The organism is Actinoplanes sp. NPDC020271, assembly GCF_044388125.1.
In the GTDB taxonomy this organism is placed as follows: domain Bacteria; phylum Actinomycetota; class Actinomycetes; order Mycobacteriales; family Micromonosporaceae; genus Actinoplanes.
Window position 1 is genome coordinate 89,921 of the sequence record NZ_JBIRWQ010000017.1, and the last position, 15,128, is coordinate 105,048.

The window sequence follows — 15,128 nt, forward strand, 5'->3', positions numbered from 1 at the left end:
ATAGACCACTGCCGGAAAGTCGAACCCGTCGTCACCGGACGACACCGATTCGATGTGAGGAGCAACCATGCCGAACCCGTTCGAGAACGACGAGGCGCCGTACCTGGTCCTGGTCAACGACGAGGGGCAGCACTCGCTGTGGCCGGCTTTCGCCGAGGTGCCGGCCGGTTGGCAGCGGGTGCATGGCGAGGACACCCGCGCCGCCTGCCTGGAGTACGTGGAGCAGAACTGGACCGACATGCGCCCGCTCAGCCTGGTGCGCGAGATGGCCGGCGACGCGGCCTGATCCGAGCACCGAAAAGAGAGGCGCCGGTGATGACCACCCGCGAGATCGTGCCGCTGCACCGCAACCGCGACTTCGTCCTGCTCTGGACGGGCCACTGGGTCTCGTTCCTCGGCTCTCGGATGAGCGCGGTCTGTTACCCCCTGCTGGCGCTCTGGATCTCCGGAGGGTCGGCGGCGGCGGCCGGTTTCGCGACATCGGCCGCGATCCTGCCGAGCGTCGTCTTCCAGTTACCGGCCGGGGCTCTTGTCGACCGGTGGGACCGCCGCCGGGTGATGGCCCTCTGCGCCGGGTGCCGGGCGCTGGCACTCGGCGCGGTGGCCGCCACTCTCCTGACCGGCAGGCTCACCCTCACCGTGCTGCTCGCGATGGTCTTCGTCGACACCAGCCTGGCGATCTTCTCCGGGCTCGCGGAGCGGGTCACCGTGCGCCAGGTGGTGCCGGCGTCCCAGCTCGGCTCGGCGATGGGCCAGAACGAGGCCCGGGGCCGGGTGGCCGGGCTGGTCGGCGCGCCGCTCGGCACGTTGCTGTTCACCTGGACCCGCTGGAGCCCGTTCCTGCTGGCCGCCGCGGGTGCCCTGGTGGCGTTCGCCAACGTCGCGCTGATGCGGGCCGACACCCGGCCGGCGCCGGTCGAGGGCAGCCGACACGTCGGCCGGGACGTGCTCGACGGCTTCGCCTGGCTGCGGGGCCACGCCTTCCTGCGTGCCGCGGTCGTCCTGGTGTCCCTCAGCGGCGTCTTCTTCCAGCTGGTCTCGCTGTCCCTGATGGTCGTGCTCGTCCAGGAGCAGGGCCATCCGGCATCGGCGGTCGGCCTGCTGTTCGGCATCAGCGGCTGCGGCGGCGTGGCCGGGGCGCTCACCGCGCGCTGGTGGCTGAGCCGGCTGCCGCTTCCGGCCGTGGTGATCGGCGGGTTCGCCGCCTGGGGCGCACTGATGGCGGGCAGCGCGTTCGTCGTCTCGCCGGTGGGTCTCGGCGCGCTGTTCGCCGCGATGAGCTTCGTCGGCGCCGTCTTCAACGTCGCCTCGGCGGTCTACCAGATGACCGCGACCCCGGCCGCGTTGCAGGGGCGCGTCGGGGGCACCGCTGGGTTCGCCGCGGCGGCCGCCTCCGGACTCGGCGCGATCGGCGCCGGATACCTGCTGGATGTGACCGGTGGCGCGACCGGGCTACTCGTCGCGGCCGCCGGCATGGCGGTCGTCACCGGCGCCGCGCTCACCGTCCCGGCGATCCGGCAGACCCGGCTCCCGGCCCCGGAGCCGGAGCCGGGCGACCTCGTAACCACGACCTGACGGGACCACGATGGATCTGAGCCTGTTCTACTTCGCCAACGACAGCACCGCCCCCGGCGCGCGCGGCCGCTACGAGCTGCTCATCGAGGGCGCCAAACTCGCCGATCGGGCCGGCCTCACCGCGGTGTGGACCCCGGAACGGCACTTCGACCCGTTCGGCGGCGCCTATCCCAACCCGTCGGTGCTCGGCGCTGCCATCGCCACGATCACCGAGCGGATCGGCATCCGGGCCGGCAGCGTCGTCGCGCCACTGCATCATCCGCTGCGGATCGCGGAGGAGTGGTCGGTCGTCGACAACCTCTCCGGCGGCCGGGTCGGCATCGCTTTCGCCTCCGGGTGGAACGCCGTCGACTTCGCGCTCGCGCCGGGCAACTACGAGAACCGCCGCACCGTTCTGAGGCAGACCGCCGAGGAGGTACGCCGGTTGTGGCGTGGCGGCTCGGCCACCGGGGTGGACGGTATGGGCCGGGCCGTCGAGGTGCGGCCGTACCCGCCGGCCGTCCAGCCGGAGCTGCCGATCTGGGTGACTTCCGGCGGGGGCGTCGAGACGTTCCGGGCGGCCGGGGAGATGCGGGCCGGTCTGCTGACGCATCTGCTCGGGCAGAACCTCGGCGAACTGGCCGGGAAGATCGCCGAGTACCGCCGGGTCGCCACCGAGCGGCACGGGTGGTCCGGTCACGTGGTCCTGATGCTGCACACCCTGCTCGGCGACGACCTCGAGCAGGTCCGCGAGGTGGTCCGGACCCCGTTCACCAACTATCTGAAGAGTTCCGCGAACCTGACCGCGAAGTCGTTCCTCGGCAAGGACGTGAACCTGGCCGACCTGAACGCCGCCGACATCGAGTACCTCTCGGCGCGCGCGTTCGACCGCTACTTCTCCACCGGTGGCTTGTTCGGTGGCGTGGACCACGCCGCCGAGTTGATCGACCGCGTGGCCGGTCTCGGCATCGACGAGATCGGTTGCCTCGTCGATTTCGGGGTCCGACCGGACGCCGTTCTGCACGGCATCGAACTGCTCGGCAAGCTCAACGCCCGCGTCACAGCCTGAGGCCGCGGGCCCGGGAGCGGACGCGCCGACCGGCGCGTCCGTCGGCGCCGTGCCGGGTGGCGCGGCCGGGACGAAGGATGAATTCATGACGGACATCGCCATCGCGTGGGCGCCGTACGAGATCCGGGCGACCGACAAGGGCGCTCGCCGGCTCGCCGGATGGCTCGACGACCTCGGCCCCGACGGCCTGTCCACCCTGCTGGTGGAGAAGAAGGCGCTGGTCTTCCGTGACTTCGGGGTGACGCCGGAGGATCTCGACGGAGTGCTCGACCGGTTGCTGCCCAACCGCCTGCCCTACGTGCACGGCAACTCGCCGCGGACCCGGGTGCGCGGCAATGTCTACACCTCGACCGAGTATCCGGCCGAGTTCACCATCTCTCAGCACAACGAGCTCTGCTACGCCCGGCGCTGGCCGGCCCGGCTGGCCTTCTACAGCCAGATCGCGGCGGTCACCGGCGGCGGGACACCGATCGTGGACGGTGAGCTCTGGCTGGCGTCGCTCGACGCCGAGGTTCGCGAGGCGTTCGCCGGCGGGGTCCGTTACGTGCAGAACCTGCACGACGGCTACGGACTCGGCAAGAGCTGGCAGGACACCTTCGAGACCAGCGACCGTGCGGAAGTGGAGGAGTTCCTGACCGATGCCGAGGCCGAGTGGGAGTGGCGGCCGGAGGGCCTGCGGGTCACCCAGGTGCGCCCCGCCACCACCCGGCACCCGGTCACCGGCGCCGAGGTCTGGTTCAACCAGGCCGACCAGTGGCATCCGGCCGGGCTGGGGGACCAGACGGCGGCCGAGCTCTACGACATCCTGCCGCTCGACGAGCTGCCGCAGTACGTCACGTTCGCCGACAGCAGCCCCATCCCCGGACGGTACGTCGAGCAGATCCGCGACCGGGGCCTGGAACACGCGGTCGACGTCCCGTGGCAGTCCGGCGACCTGATGCTCATCGACAACGTGCTGGTCGGGCACGGTCGCCGGTCGTTCACCGGTGACCGGCGCACGCTGGTGGCGATGTCCGACTGAGGTCGACGCACAACGGAAGGGGAGGCGGATCGTCCGCCTCCCCTTTTCCGGTGTCTCAGGTGTGGGCCGCCCGGGCCGCCAGCTCGGCGGCGAGCAATCGGTTCAACCCGGTCAGCCGGAACCTGGTGAAGCCGGCGTCGTCCACCGCGGCCGGGGCGACCAGGTGCAGGTCTGCGAGCTCCTCCAGCCGATCGGCCGTCTCGACCAGCGCCGTGGCCGCCGACGTCACCGATCGTGCGGTGAACCCCGCATGATCCGCGCTGACCAGCGCCGGGAGCAGCGCGCGGGCCGGCGCGGGCAGCCGCTGCATCGCGGCCATCAGCCGGCCGCGGACGGTCTGCCGGGCGTGGCAGAGCTCGTCGAGCCGCCGGGCCGGATCGGCGAGGCGGGTGGCCAGATGCTCCACCGTCCACAGCGGGTGGGACGCGAGCCGGGCGCCGGCGATGTGCAGGGCCAGCGGCAGCCCGTCGCAGAGTCGCACCACTGTCCGCGCGGCGGCCATCTCCTTGTAGACCCGGTACTCACCGGCGATCGCGGCCAGCAGCTTCACCCCGTCGCGCTCCGGCAGCGGGTCCAGCGCAAGGACGTGCCGGTGCGGGAAGCCGGTGAGGTACTGCCGGCTGGTGACCACGGCGGCCGCCAGGGGGCTGGCCGGGATGAGGTCGTCCAGCCACCGCTCGTCGACGACGTCGTCGAGGATCACCAGCACGCGACGGTCGTGCCCCGCGGCGCGGTAGTCACGCAGGAGGTCGTGCACGTCGGCGCCGGGAGCCGGCTCCTGGCCCATGCCGTGCAGCAGCTGCGCCAGGACGTCGGCGACCGGCCGGGGCGTGCCGTCCCACTCGCTCAGGGCGGCATAGAGGACACCGTCCGGGAACTGCTCGGCCGAGGTGTGCCCGATCCGTACGGCCAAGGCGGTCTTGCCCGTGCCGACCGCTCCCGTGATCAGCAGACGGCTCGGCGCCGTCCGCACCCAGGGGCCGCCGGCCGCGGCCCAGGCGCCGCGCACCGTGGCCAGCTCGGCGAGGCGTCCGGTGAAGTGCGAGATGTCCGGTGGCAGCAGCGAGGAGGTGGCACGCCGCCGGCGCTCCCGGGCGACGACGCTCGGCTCGGGCGCGTACTCGGGCTCCTCGTCGTGCAACGCCTCCTGGTAGGCCCGGACGAGCATCGGTCCCGGATCCACACCGAGCTGGTCGGCGAGCACCCGACGGCCCTCGTGGAAGGCCAGCAGCGCGTCGGCGCGCCGGCCGCTGCGGCACAGCGCGAGCACCAGTTGCGCACGGAACTGCTCACGCAGCGGGAACTTGCCGACCAGGCTGGTCAGCTCCGGGACCAGCCCGGTGTCCTGACGCAACGCGAGGTCCGCCTCGATGCGTTGCTCGGTGGCATTGGCCCAGGCTTCCTCGAGCGGTGGCCGCTCGATCTCGGCCAGGTGCTCGGTGACATTGGCCATCGCCGGGCCACGCCACAGCGCCAGGGCGCCGCGCAGCTGCTCGGCGGCGCTCCCGTAATCACGTACCGCGAGGGCGCGGCGGCCCTGCTCCACCCGGCGGTCGAAGATGACCGCGTCGAAATCCGCGCCGAGCGTGTCGAGTGTGTACCCGGCGTGCTGGCGTTCCAGCCGTACCTCGTCGCCCAGCTGTTTGCGCAGCTTGTAGACGTAGGAGTAGATCTGCGCGCTCATCGTCGCCGGTGGCGTCCAGCCCCACAGATACTCGCTGAGCTTGGTGTAGGACAGGGCTCTGCCCCGGGCCACCAACAGTGCACAGAGGACGGTGTTTATTTTCGATCCCGACAGTGGGATCTCCATACCGCATGTGCGCGCTGTCACAGGACCCAGAATCGAAAATTCCATTGTCGTTCCCCCGAGAGAGTCCGTATAGATGGACCGATCTGGTCAAAGCAAATTCGCTTTTGCGGCGCGATAACCGGCCTGGAATCTGCTGTCGGCGGAGAGCCGTTGCATCAGGGCCGCGACGGTGCGCCGATAGGACCGAGTCGCGATACCCAGGCTGCGTGCCGCCAGGTCGTCCGTCACGCCGAGGGTGAGCTGAGTCAGCGCGGCCCGCTCGGCGTACGGCAATTGGTGCGGCTCGCCGGTCCGCGGCGCCGCGTCGCGCCACATCGACCGCTCGATCATCGAAGCCAGTCCGGGGCTCGCGAGCACCGCCCCGCCGGCCGTGTAGTCCCAGCCGTTCTGAGCTGCGACCAGGATCTTTCCGTCGATCACCGCCATCCGGCACGGAACCGTGGCGGTCGGCAGGACCGCCAGATCAGCCACCGCCGGGCAGGGACCGCGGCGATCCGAGCCGACATGCACCCGGACCCGCACGCCGCGCCGGACGGCCGTGACGGCGGCCGCCACGTCCGGGCAGCCGTCGGTCAGCGCGGCGGCCGGAGTCAGCAGTGTGAGGTGGTGTGCCGCGCCGGCCAGCACCGATTGTATTTGTTGGGCCGTGACGATTTTGACGTGCATTGTCACGGCCACCAGATGGTGATGTCGGCCGCCGTGAAGAGGTTGATGGCAGTGGTGGTGACGGTGAGAATGAGGGCAGACAGCATGACATCGACCTTTCAGGGAGGGGGATTGTGACCGTTGATCCGTCCGGATCCGTTCGGCTCTGAAACCAGGATGTCGATGTAGAGCGGCTAGTGGAAGGTTTTGTAAAGGCGGCAACTCGCAGTGGCGGAGAGTCGCCACCGCCTGACAGGCGGTTTCCGGTGATGCGGCGGTCCGCCGAATCGCCCGCCCGATGGGCGCGCCGAAGGTCACAAACATGGCAACAAGCTGCCAACATGACCCGACCGAGCACCGGCGACGCGCGGCGCTCCGGACACTGAGACGTCTCAGGATCGGTTGTGATGGAAGGTGTGCGGCGATGCGCCTGCTCGCGTGTGTCGTCAGTGCGGTGGCGGCTGACTTCGATCCCCTGCGTGTCGAGCTGGAGCGGCTCGGCCACCGGGCTGACGTCGTGGTCAGCGGTGAGCTGACTCGCGCGGCCGTCGCCACGGCATGCGGCGCGTTACGCGCCCGCGCCGCCGAGCCGAGGGTTGATGTGGTGCTCGCCTGGGGCACCGAGGCGCTGCTCTTCGCCGTGCTGCTCGCCCTGGAACTGGACTGCCCGCTGGTGCATTCGGCGCTGGAGGCGCCGGCTGCCGGCGACGGCTCGCTGGCCTGGGCCTGGCTCGTCTATCGGAGCCTTCCGGTCGACGTCCATCTGCTGCATACCCAGTCGGCCGTGGCCGAGGCCGACCGGTTCGGCCTGGCGGGCGATGCGGTCCGCCGGGTCCCGATGGTCAGTCGGAGACAGATGGCCGGCGAGGTGCTGGCCGGTTGCCTGGCGGCCCGGGCGCGTCATGCGTCCCGGTCGAGCCAGAATCGTCCGCGTGGCGACACCGGACTCATGGGCGTACGGTGGTGACGTCCTTCAATGTGAAAAGTGACCCAGATCACTCCCGGGGTGAACTCGTCCTGATGTGACAAATCGTGCGATTATTCCTCGTGATGGTCTAGCACGGGGGAAGTGTCTATGCCTGTTTTTGATAAGACAGACGTCGATTTGGCACTAAGACTCTACGAACACATGTTTCGTACCGGATGCTCGGATGTGGCCAACGCCGCCGAGGCTCTCGATCTGAAGGACGCCAAGCGCCAGCGCGCCGTGGAGGTGCTGTCGGCGTTGCGACTGCTGGACAGCGAGGGAATCCAGCAGTCGGATGCGCTGCTCACTCCGGACGCGGCGTTACGCCGGCTGCTCAGCGACGAGATGAACACCCTGGATGTGGCTGCCCGGCGGGTCGCGGAGACCCAGGCCGCAGTGGCCACTCTGGTTCAGGGGTTCCTGCCGATGGACATCGGTCCGTCCGACGACATCCGGGTCGAGCTGGTCCGTGACAGCGGGCGGATCCGGGGGCTGCTGACCGAGATCACCGACCGCGCGGTCAACGAGGTGATCTCCGTGCATCCCGGCCCGCCGCCGCCCGAGGAGATGTTGCGCAGCGGCTTACAACGTGACGAAGTCATGCTGCGCCGGGGCATCCGCATGCGCGCGCTTTATCAGGATCAGTATCTGCGGGTCGGTTACGCCCGGCAGTACCTGAACTTGCTGCGCGATATCGGCGCGGACGTGCGCACCAATCCGATGGTGCCGACGCGCATGATCATATGCGACAACACGCTCGCTCTGCTAGCCGCAGTTGGTGATCAGGAACAGTCACCGGTGCTGGTGTTACGGGGCGGGGCCATCGTGCAACCGATCGCCCATCTCTACGATCTGGCGTGGAATCCGGGCAACGCGCTGCCGCACGACGAGGAGCTGCCCCGACCACCGCTCGACCAGCTCGCCCCGCAGCACGCCGCGCTGCTGCAAATGCTGGCCACCGGTCTCAAGGACGAGAAGATCGCCCGCAACCTGGGCATCTCGCCGCGTACGTTGAGCCGGCTCATTCGCGAGTTGATGGACGCGCTCGGGGCGCAGAGCCGGTTCCAGGGTGGGGCTCGCGCACAGGAGCTGCGCTGGCTGAGCTGAGCCACCACGGGCACTGACACAGAGTTCCGGCATAGATCGCTGCGCGACATTCGAGTGATCCGAGCCTGTGTTGGAGGAACCATGCCCGTCGACAAGCTGCGCCTGCTCGTCTCGTGCCCGGACCGTCCGGGCATCATCCGCGCGGTCACGCAATTCCTGCACGACCGCGGTGCGAACATCCGCCAGTCCGATCAATACACGACCAGCCCGGAGGGAGGAACGTTCCACCTGCGGATGGAGCTCGCGGTCGACGCCGTGGACCGGGCGACCCTGGTCGGGGAGTTCGCCGCGGAGGTCGCCACGCCGTACGACATGGCCTGGCACTTCGCCGACGCCGGTCGGCCCAAGCGGATCGCGGTCCTGGTCTCCAAGACCGATCACTGCCTGCTGGACCTGCTGTGGCGCTGGCGCCGCGGCGAACTGGCCGGCGAGCTGGTCCTGGTCGCCTCGAACCACCCCGACCTGCGGGACACCGTCGAGTCGTTCGGTCTGCCCTTTCACCATGTGCCGGTGGCGCCGGGCGGCAAGGCGCAGGCCGAGGGGGCGCTCGCCGACGTGCTCGACGGTGAGTGCGACGTGATCGTCCTGGCCCGATACATGCAGATCCTCTCCGGTGCGTTCCTGGAGAAGGTACGGGTCCCCGTGATCAACATTCATCACTCGTTCCTGCCGGCGTTCGCCGGCGCCGGGCCGTACGAACGGGCCCGCCAACGAGGCGTCAAGCTGATCGGCGCGACCGCGCACTACGTCACCGAGGATCTCGACGAGGGTCCGATCATCGAGCAGGACGTGGTGCGGGCCTCGCATCGGCACGACACCGCGGACCTGGTCCGGCTGGGCGCCGACGTCGAGCGCACCGTGCTGTCCCGGGCCATCGAGTGGCACTGCGACGACCGGCTGCTGCGACACGACAACCTGGTCCTCGTCTTCTGACGGGCCCACAGTCGTTCCGTCTACGAGCTGCGCCGGCAGGCCTGCTGCACGGCAACGTAGAACGCGCCGTCCACCTCGTACTCACGCTGCAGGCTCACCGCGTCCGACCCCTCGATGGTCATCGACACGCGCGACCTGACGATGTCCGCCGACGCGGTGGTGGTGATGCCGTACGCCTTGATCGTGTTGCCCTGCCAGCCCGGGCTGCGCAGGATCGCTCGGTACCCCTCGCCGTACGTGTCCAGGGAGTAGGTCTTGGTCACCGCGTCCCAGCCCCAGACGGCGAACTCGGTGCCGACGTAGCCGTTGGCCAGCGTGGTCTTCACATCCCACTGCAGCCAGCGCTGCCCCTGCGAGAACTTGACCGCAGCCGACCCGGTCGCGGCGATCGGCGTGGCCCCCGGCCGCGAGTAGTTGAGCCCGGTGCAGTTCCAGACCCCCTCCAACGGGTCCAGGCGTTCCATCTCCTGGATCGGCCAGTCGACGGCCGCCGCCTGAACGGGGCCGACCGCCTGGGCCGGACTGCCCGGGAGCGGCGCCACGAACGCGACCGCTACGGCGAGCACACCCGCCATGATTTTGAAAGATCGCATGATTCCCCCTTATATCTGTGACTTCTGCCGGACGCACTCGTCCAGCAGGAAGACGGTGAGCTGGTCGACCGTGGGGTAGTCCCACAGGGCGGTCGGGTCCAGGCTGATCGCGAGGTGGTCCTCGATGTCGGCGGCCAGGGCCAGCACGACGATCGAGTCGAGGCCGTACTCGCCGAGCGGCTTGCTCGCGCTGATCGGCTCCTCGACGTCGGGCAGATACGCCGCGACCCGCTCCAGCAGCCAGTGGCGCAGCGTGGCGACCGCGTCGTCGACAGAGGTCGTTCCGGTGATGCTGTCCATGAGATTTCCCTTCACAGTGAGTGCCATGACCTGTCAGCGCAGCTGACGGGCCGAAATCCCGAATCCGGCGCCCCGGTCGTGCCGGCGCAGCAGCTCGGCGAAGAGCGAGCCCTCCACCTCGACGGGCACGTCCCGGGTGATCGGCAGATGGGCGGCGGACAGCCGGGTGAGCGCCGCGACCAGCCAGTCGGTGTCGCCGAGGAAGCCGCCGACGGCACGGTGCCGCAGATGAAGCTCGACACAGGCGGAGGCGGCCAGCGCCGTCACGTACGCGGCAGCCAGGTGCCGGGTCCGTACGGTCGCGACGGTGCTCAGGTCCGCGGGCGCGAGGCCCGCGCACTGTGCCGCCAGGGCGGTGAGCTCGGCAGCCTGCCGCTCGACCTGCCGGCGAAGCGTGGCCGGCGCGTCCGGGCCGAGCCGATCGGCCGCGGTGGCCAGCGACCCGGCGAGCGGGTCGTGGCCGCCCGAAGTGATCGTCAGGCCGGCGAAATCCAGCGGCGGCAGGTCCGCCACCGGGGCGAACAGGCCGTCGGGCGCCGGCTCGGCGGTCCGCCAGCCCCGCCGGGCCAGCAACGGCAACTGCGGGATGAGGCTGGTCAGGCAAGCGGCCCGGGCGACGTGCCCGAAGCCGACCGGTTTGAGATCCCGGGTCATCTTTTCGAAGATCGCGTGCACACCGTCACGCCGGTAGAACTCGGAGCCCATCACGAGCGTCAACTGCTGCATGGCCTCCAGCAGCATGCCGGAGAGGAGGAACTTGACCGCCGGGGCGTAGACGCTGCCGGCCCGCGGAGTCAGGTGCAGCGCCCGGGTCGCCGCCAGCGCCAGCGCCTCGCACACCAGCTGGTCCACGAAGGCGTTCACCAGGGTGGTGCGCACCATCGGGATGGAGTCGGCCGTCCGGCCGTAGAGCGCGCGGGACCGGACGTGGTCGAGCGTGCAACGCAGGCTGGTGTCCAGCAGCGCGGTGAACATCGCCGGCAGCGCGGCCCGGGTCAGCTGATAGGCCCGGGTGGTCACCTCCATGCCCCGTCCGGGCGGCCCCAGCACTGAGCCGGCGTCGATCGGGCAGTCCCGGACCTCGATGCCGCCCAGATCGACCCCGCGCATGCCGACCGAACGGAAGCGAGGCAGATACGTGTAGCGGCGCTGGTCCAGATCGGCCTTGCGCACGTAGACCTGCGAGTGGCTGCGTCGGCCCGGGCCGGGATCGGTGCGGGCGAAGAACACCACGGCGTCCGCCCGTCGCAGGTTGGACACGACCTCCTTGCGCCCGTTGAGCAGCAGCCCGCCCGCCGGGCCGGGCAGGGCCGAGAACTCCATCGCGCCGATGTCGTTGCCGTGCGCCAGCTCGTGATAGGCCGCCGCCACCCGTCCGTTGGCGAGCAGCAGCTCCGCCAGGTCGGCGCGCTGCTCGGCCGAACCTGCCGTCCACACGTTCACCGCGCCCAGCAGGGTGCTGGAGGCGTAGCCCAGGCCAAGGGAGGGATCGCGCCGGTAGAGCGAGCGCATCAACTCCACCAGATGGTCCGCCCGGGTGAAGCGCCCACCCAGCTCGGCCGGCACCATCTCGGCCTTGAGCCCGAATGCGTCCAGCGCCATCTCACCGGCGGGCAGCAGCTCGGCCCGCTCGTCGGCGCCCAGGATCGCCGTGTGCCCGACCGGATTGGCCGGATCACGCGGATCCCCGAGGAGTTCCTCCAGCGCGCCGATCCGCTCGTCGATGTCACGATCCAAGAAGACGTCCGCGGCCATCAGGCCACCCCCGATCCTCGGGTCAGCAGCGTGGCCGCCGCGCCGTCCGGGCTGAGCAACCTCTCCGCCAGCAGGTCGAAAGAGTCCACCGGGGTCCCGGTGAGGTGGGCGAGGACCAGGGACAGGGCGCCTCGCAGCCACAGGCCCGACCGCCACCACGGCAGGGCGTGCCGCTGCGGGTTGGCCGCCCACAGGCTCACCGCGGCGGCGCCCGCGAAGCACCACTCGTACCGCTCGGCCAGGCGCATCACCGCGGTCGGTGGCAACCCGGCGGCCGGCCGGATCGTCCGCAGCTCGTCACGGACCGCCCGGGTCGCCGCCACCAGCCGATGCGCCGTCGCCAGCACGTCCGGCGGCAGGCTGCCATCACGCTCCAGGCCGGCGACCACCCCGGGAAGTGCCCGGACGATCGACTCGCCGGCCGGCGCCAGCCGCAGCGCCGACGGATCCAGGACGGGCAGCGGCGCGTCCAGGTTCAGCCACGCGGGCGGCCCGCCGGGATCGGCGTCGCGCTCCAGGAGCCGGCTCACCGCCGGCAGGCTGGTGACCAGCGCGCTGCGGTTGACCCAGGTGCTGCCGTCGAAGATGCCGACGATCTGGTGATCGCGCTCGAGTTTGGCGAACTCGCCGTAGCCTTCGACGCCGGTCAGGAACCCACGGGCCCCGAGCAGGTCACCGAGCTGCCGCAGCTGCTCGTGGACGACGCTCGGGACGAACGCCTTCGCGATGGCGGCCAGCACGCTCAGCTCGCCCGGCGCCGCCTGTGTGGCCCGGGCCGCGGTGGTGGCGACCACCTCGGCCAGGAACAGCCGAGCCACCCCCTCTCCGGCGCCGGCCCGGGCATGCGGCAGGTCGCCGAGCCGCCGGTCGTAGAGCCGCCGTTCGGACAGGTAGCGCCGGGCCAGGGCGAGGCCGTGGTCGGCCGCGCCCAGGGAGAGCGCGCTGCACGCGGTCCGGGTCCACTGCAGGGCCTTGAGCACGGTCTCCAGGCCGCCCCCGACCGTGCCCACCAGGGCGTCGGCCGGCAGCGGGGCGGCCACGAACTCCAAACCGCTGATGTCGGCGCCGCGGATGCCGTGGGTCGGCACCTTCGCCACCGGGCGGGTGGCGCCGGGCGGCAGGGCGTGCTTGTCGACCAGGAAGAGACTGAAGCCGCGCGGGCCGCCGCCCTCGGCGGTACGGGCGAGCACGCACATGAAGCGGCCGCGGGTGGCGTTGTTGATCGGCCACTTCCGGCCGTCCAGGCGCCAGCCCTCCGAGGTGCGAGTGGCGGACACCGTCCCGGCCAGCAGATCGCTGCCGATGCCCTCCTCGGTCAGCCCCCACGCCACCGCCTCGCCGGCCAGCACGTGCCGGGCCAGCCGGGCGGCCTGACCGGGGTCACCGGCCAGCCACACCGAGACCGCGCCGAGGAACGTCTTGCCGTGCGCCACCGCCACCGTCAGGTCGGTCGCGGCCGTCTCCCGCAAACGCGCGATCAGGGTGCTGAGACCATCCAGCCGGCCGCCGAGCGAGACCGGCACGTAGTACGCAGGCAGTCCCGCCTCGTCCAGCGCGGCGCAGGCGGCGACCGGGAATGCCGAGACCTCGTCCAGGCCCAGGCTCTCCAGGGTCACTGCGGTTCGCCGATCGTGGCCAGCATGCGCTCGGCGGAGTAACCGTCGGCGTGCAGGGGCTGCAGCTCGCCGGCCTGGAAGAGTCCGCGCATCGCGGAGCGCTGGATCTTGCCGCTGGTGGTGCGCCGCACCGCGCCGCGCCGCAGCAGCAACACCGCGTGCGGCCGGACGCCGAACTCCCGGGACACCGTGTGGCGGATGCCCGCGATCAGGTCGCCTGCGTCCCGGCCGGCGGGCAGCTTCTGCACCTCGTGCGTGACGACGAGCCGGCCGTCGGGGCTGCCGTCCCCGGCCGGGACGGTGAACACCGCGCCGACCCGGTCGCGCAGTTCCGGGTGATGCAGGCGGAGCTCCTGCTCCACGTCGTGCGGGTAGATGTTGCGGCCTCGTACGATGATCATGTCTTTGATCCGCCCGGTGACGTAGACCTCGCCGTCGAGTAACGTGCCCAGGTCGCCGGTGCGCAGGAATCCGTCGGCGTCACCGACCCGATGGCCGAAGGCCGCCGCGGTGGCGGCCGGGTTCTGCCAGTAGCCCTGTGCGACGCTGGGGCCGCTCAGCCAGATCTCGCCGATCCGGCCGTCGGCCAGCTCCTCGCCGGTCGCCGGGTCCACGATCCGCAGGTCGATGCCGACCGGCGCGCCGCAGCTGACCAGGTCGCGGTGCTCACCGTCGACGGCGGCCGGCACGATCCGGTTCTCGGCCAGGGCGGCCGCGTCGCAGCGCCGCACCACCGGGTCGCCGGTGGCGAACGCCGACACCACCAAGGTCGCCTCGGCCATGCCGTAGCACGGTGAGAAGTTGTCCGCACGGAAGCCGGCGGCCGCGAAACGCTCGGTGAAGGCGCGCAGCACGGTCGGGTTCACCGGCTCGGAGCCGTTGGCGGCGTTCTGCCAGCCGGACAGGTCCAGCTTGGCGATCTCCTCGTCGGTGACCCGGCTGAGGCACAGCTCGTACGCAAAGCTGGGGCCGGCCGAGAGCTTCAGGTCGAACCGGTCGACCAGTTGCAGCCAGGTGACCGGCCGGCGCAGGAACGTCGCCGGGCTCATCAGCACGACCTCACCACCGACCACCAGGGGCGGCAGGATGTGCCCCATCAGGCCCATGTCGTGGTAGTTCGGGATCCAGCCGCCGAACCGGCTCGTCTCGTCGGTGTTCAGCCCTTCGTGCACCGAAGCCGCGTTGAGCAGCAGGTTCTCGTGGGTGATCACCACGCCCTTCGGGTCCGAGGTGGAACCGGAGGTGTACTGCAGGACCGCCACGCTGTCCGGCCGTACCGGATGGATCGCGTCGGCCGCGAGCGGGAACAACTCGGTCGTGTCGGTGGCCAGGATCGCCGCGTCGAGGTCGGTCTGTTCGGCCCAGGAGCGCACCGATTCCTGTTCGGCGCCGACGGTGAGTACGCAGGAGACCTTGGCGTCCCGGGCGATGTTGAGCACCCGGCGCTGGTCGTGCATGAACCGGCCGGGCATCGACGACGGTACCGCCACCATGCCGGCGTAGAAGCAGCCGAGCAGGGCCGTGACGAAGTCACCGCCGGCCGGGTAGAGCAGCAGGACACGGGAGCCGGGCAGCGCCTGCCGGGTCAACCAGCCGGCGATGCTCCGGGCCTGCCGGTCCACGTCGGCGTAGGTCCACCAGCGGAAGGTGGACTCGTCCAGGGGGTCGCCGACGTAGGCGACGGCGTGACAGTCGCCGCGGCGCTCGACCATCCGGCGGAAGACTGCGGAGACGGTACGGGATTCGGTCATGGTTACG

The 15,128-nt window shown here is 70.8% G+C and carries 14 protein-coding genes; 7 read left to right on the forward strand and 7 right to left on the reverse strand.

Annotated features, from left to right (window positions below):
- The first annotated feature begins 67 nt into the window (after window positions 1-67).
- The 4 genes from ACH442_RS31065 to ACH442_RS31080 all read left to right on the forward strand — a co-directional run bounded on the left by ACH442_RS31065 (window position 68) and on the right by ACH442_RS31080 (window position 3,644).
- Complete coding sequence (locus ACH442_RS31065; RefSeq protein ID WP_396341674.1) at window positions 68-286, forward strand: MbtH family protein; 219 nt, start codon at window positions 68-70, stop codon at window positions 284-286.
- A gap of 29 nt (window positions 287-315) precedes the next feature.
- Complete coding sequence (locus ACH442_RS31070; RefSeq protein ID WP_396341675.1) at window positions 316-1,575, forward strand: MFS transporter; 1,260 nt, start codon at window positions 316-318, stop codon at window positions 1,573-1,575.
- A gap of 10 nt (window positions 1,576-1,585) precedes the next feature.
- Complete coding sequence (locus tag ACH442_RS31075; protein WP_396341676.1) at window positions 1,586-2,623, forward strand: MupA/Atu3671 family FMN-dependent luciferase-like monooxygenase; 1,038 nt, start codon at window positions 1,586-1,588, stop codon at window positions 2,621-2,623.
- An 85-nt stretch (window positions 2,624-2,708) separates the two neighbouring features.
- Window positions 2,709-3,644: a TauD/TfdA family dioxygenase gene (locus ACH442_RS31080; RefSeq protein WP_396341677.1), complete on the forward strand. Its 936-nt coding sequence runs from the start codon at window positions 2,709-2,711 to the stop codon at window positions 3,642-3,644.
- A gap of 55 nt (window positions 3,645-3,699) precedes the next feature.
- Here the strand turns inward: ACH442_RS31080 and ACH442_RS31085 are convergent, their stop codons facing one another.
- Entirely contained in the window at window positions 3,700-5,400 is a 1,701-nt protein-coding gene (locus tag ACH442_RS31085; RefSeq protein WP_396341678.1) for a BTAD domain-containing putative transcriptional regulator, read from the reverse strand.
- 141 nt (window positions 5,401-5,541) lie between these two features.
- Window positions 5,542-6,423, reverse strand: coding sequence for a hypothetical protein (locus ACH442_RS31090; protein WP_396341679.1), 882 nt, complete (start codon window positions 6,421-6,423; stop codon window positions 5,542-5,544).
- A gap of 100 nt (window positions 6,424-6,523) precedes the next feature.
- Between ACH442_RS31090 and ACH442_RS31095 the strand changes: the two genes are divergently transcribed.
- The 3 genes from ACH442_RS31095 (at window position 6,524) to purU (ending at window position 9,106) form a co-directional block, all read left to right on the forward strand.
- Window positions 6,524-7,066 carry a hypothetical protein gene (locus tag ACH442_RS31095; protein ID WP_396341680.1) on the forward strand — a complete coding sequence of 181 codons (543 nt, stop codon included), beginning with the start codon at window positions 6,524-6,526 and terminating at the stop codon, window positions 7,064-7,066.
- A gap of 108 nt (window positions 7,067-7,174) precedes the next feature.
- The gene (locus ACH442_RS31100) at window positions 7,175-8,173 is read left to right on the forward strand and encodes a LuxR C-terminal-related transcriptional regulator (protein ID WP_396341681.1); all 999 of its coding nucleotides are present in this window, start codon (window positions 7,175-7,177) and stop codon (window positions 8,171-8,173) included.
- Between the two features lie 81 nt (window positions 8,174-8,254).
- Window positions 8,255-9,106: a formyltetrahydrofolate deformylase gene (gene purU, locus ACH442_RS31105; protein ID WP_396341682.1), complete on the forward strand. Its 852-nt coding sequence runs from the start codon at window positions 8,255-8,257 to the stop codon at window positions 9,104-9,106.
- Between the two features lie 20 nt (window positions 9,107-9,126).
- On the opposite strand, the gene ACH442_RS31110 is transcribed toward purU, so the two are convergent.
- Genes ACH442_RS31110 through ACH442_RS31130 form a run of 5 tightly spaced genes read right to left on the reverse strand, consistent with a single transcriptional unit; the run spans window position 9,127 to window position 15,121 of the window.
- The gene (locus ACH442_RS31110) at window positions 9,127-9,699 is read right to left on the reverse strand and encodes a DUF1579 family protein (RefSeq protein ID WP_396341683.1); all 573 of its coding nucleotides are present in this window, start codon (window positions 9,697-9,699) and stop codon (window positions 9,127-9,129) included.
- Window positions 9,700-9,708: 9 nt separating this feature from the next.
- Complete coding sequence (locus tag ACH442_RS31115) at window positions 9,709-9,999, reverse strand: acyl carrier protein (protein WP_396341684.1); 291 nt, start codon at window positions 9,997-9,999, stop codon at window positions 9,709-9,711.
- Between the two features lie 33 nt (window positions 10,000-10,032).
- Window positions 10,033-11,754: an acyl-CoA dehydrogenase gene (locus tag ACH442_RS31120; protein ID WP_396341685.1), complete on the reverse strand. Its 1,722-nt coding sequence runs from the start codon at window positions 11,752-11,754 to the stop codon at window positions 10,033-10,035.
- Window positions 11,754-13,370 (reverse strand): acyl-CoA dehydrogenase family protein, encoded by a 1,617-nt coding sequence (locus ACH442_RS31125; protein ID WP_396341686.1) that lies wholly within the window; start codon window positions 13,368-13,370, stop codon window positions 11,754-11,756. The genes ACH442_RS31120 and ACH442_RS31125 overlap by 1 nt, the downstream gene beginning before the upstream one ends.
- Window positions 13,367-15,121 (reverse strand): fatty acyl-AMP ligase, encoded by a 1,755-nt coding sequence (locus ACH442_RS31130; protein WP_396341687.1) that lies wholly within the window; start codon window positions 15,119-15,121, stop codon window positions 13,367-13,369. Before ACH442_RS31130 ends, ACH442_RS31125 begins: the two co-directional genes overlap by 4 nt.
- Between the last annotated feature and the right edge of the window lie 7 nt (window positions 15,122-15,128).

Excerpts from the sequence above, each read along its gene's own strand:
- ACH442_RS31100 (WP_396341681.1), top strand. The coding sequence starts at position 7,175 with ATGCCTGTTTTTGATAAGACAGACGTCGATTTGGCACTAAGACTCTAC.
- ACH442_RS31075 (WP_396341676.1), top strand. The coding sequence starts at position 1,586 with ATGGATCTGAGCCTGTTCTACTTCGCCAACGACAGCACCGCCCCCGGC.
- purU (WP_396341682.1), top strand. The coding sequence starts at position 8,255 with ATGCCCGTCGACAAGCTGCGCCTGCTCGTCTCGTGCCCGGACCGTCCG.
- ACH442_RS31095 (WP_396341680.1), top strand. The coding sequence starts at position 6,524 with ATGCGCCTGCTCGCGTGTGTCGTCAGTGCGGTGGCGGCTGACTTCGAT.
- ACH442_RS31115 (WP_396341684.1), bottom strand. The coding sequence starts at position 9,999 with ATGGACAGCATCACCGGAACGACCTCTGTCGACGACGCGGTCGCCACG.
- ACH442_RS31080 (WP_396341677.1), top strand. The coding sequence starts at position 2,709 with ATGACGGACATCGCCATCGCGTGGGCGCCGTACGAGATCCGGGCGACC.
- ACH442_RS31065 (WP_396341674.1), top strand. The coding sequence starts at position 68 with ATGCCGAACCCGTTCGAGAACGACGAGGCGCCGTACCTGGTCCTGGTC.
- ACH442_RS31110 (WP_396341683.1), bottom strand. The coding sequence starts at position 9,699 with ATGCGATCTTTCAAAATCATGGCGGGTGTGCTCGCCGTAGCGGTCGCG.
- ACH442_RS31130 (WP_396341687.1), bottom strand. The coding sequence starts at position 15,121 with ATGACCGAATCCCGTACCGTCTCCGCAGTCTTCCGCCGGATGGTCGAG.
- ACH442_RS31070 (WP_396341675.1), top strand. The coding sequence starts at position 316 with ATGACCACCCGCGAGATCGTGCCGCTGCACCGCAACCGCGACTTCGTC.
- ACH442_RS31090 (WP_396341679.1), bottom strand. The coding sequence starts at position 6,423 with ATGTTTGTGACCTTCGGCGCGCCCATCGGGCGGGCGATTCGGCGGACC.
- ACH442_RS31120 (WP_396341685.1), bottom strand. The coding sequence starts at position 11,754 with ATGGCCGCGGACGTCTTCTTGGATCGTGACATCGACGAGCGGATCGGC.